This is a genomic window from Mesorhizobium tamadayense (genome assembly GCF_003863365.1).
Classification (GTDB): domain Bacteria; phylum Pseudomonadota; class Alphaproteobacteria; order Rhizobiales; family Rhizobiaceae; genus Mesorhizobium; species Mesorhizobium tamadayense.
This window is the reverse complement of the sequence record NZ_RQXT01000166.1, coordinates 1-1,299: the sequence shown is the minus strand read 5'-3', so window position 1 is coordinate 1,299 and position 1,299 is coordinate 1. Positions and strand designations below refer to the sequence as shown.

Below are 1,299 nucleotides of genomic sequence, written 5' to 3'. Positions count from 1 at the left end.
GGGCAGGGCTGTCCGGGGAAAGTATCTAGTGAATCGAAATGCCGCAGGTGCATGCCCCGTAAGACGGGGTTTTTCCGTCTAATTTCTGGTTTGCGAGACTCAGAAAAGGAACGGGGCATGCGCTTTACGCCTAGCATTTTCGGACAGCTGCTTGAAAGCATCAACCGGCGTCGGTTCCAGGAGATCGTCGATCGTCACGACGGTGATGCCTACGACAAATCGTTCAGGAGCTGGGACCATCTTGTAGCGCTGATCTTTGCCCAATTCTGTGCCAGCACCAGCTTGCGTGGACTGGAAGCCAACTGGAACGCCAACAGCCAGCATCATTACCATTTGGCCAGCGGTCCGCTGATGCGGTCGACCTTGTCGGATGCCAACAGGCGGCGTCCCGTCGCGGTCTTTTCCGAGACGTTCAGCTTGGTAGCGGGCCAACTCGACCGGCAGACGCGCCGCGAGGGCGCGGCAATGCTGCGGCTGATCGATTCGACCCCGGTCCCGCTCGGCAAACTGTGCGATTGGGCCAAGTCGAACGGTCGCATCCGCGGCATGAAGATGCACGTCGTCTACGATCCCAATGCCGATCATCCGCGCATCCTCGACATCACCGACGCCAATATCAATGATGCCCAGATCGGCCGCACGATCGTGATCGAGAAGGGTGCGACCTACGTGTTCGACAAGGGCTATTGCCATTACGGCTGGTGGGCGGCGATTGCGGCCGCCGGAGCGATCTTCGTGACACGGCCCAAATCCAACATGGGGCTCAAGCTGGCCTGTGGTCGCCCCGTCGAGGTCGCCCAGGGTGATGGCTTCACCATTGTCGATGATGCCGAAGTGAGCCTCGCCAGCAAGGGCGATTCCAAGCTGCCGATCCGATCGCCGTCTCACCGTCAAGCGTCAGGAGGGCGACACCATCACGCTGCTGACCAATGATCTTGATCGCTCCGCCGTCGAGGTCGCACAGCTCTACAAAGGCCGCTGGCAAATCGAGCTTCTGTTCCGATGGATCAAGCAGCACCTCAAGATCCGCAAGTTCCTCGGCAACAACGACAATGCAATCCGCCTGCAGCTCTTCGCCGCGATGCTCGCCTACGCGCTGCTGCGCATTGTCATCCGCGCCTATCGCATCACCATTCCCGTCCTGAGGTTCACCGATCTGGTAGCTCAATACTTGCTCCAGCGACGAAGGATCGAGGCCATCGATAAGCCTCCACCCATCAATCCAAGCCACCGAAAACACCGCACCTCGCCCAATCAGATCGCCTTCACCTATGAATAATTTTCCCCGGACAGCCCTGC

The 1,299-nt window shown here is 59.1% G+C and carries 1 pseudogene; it reads left to right on the top strand.

Annotation, left to right across the window (positions count from 1 at the left end):
• Positions 1 to 117 precede the first annotated feature (117 nt).
• Positions 118 to 1,279: pseudogene (locus EH240_RS37005) on the top strand (IS4 family transposase).
• Positions 1,280 to 1,299: the final 20 nt, after the last annotated feature.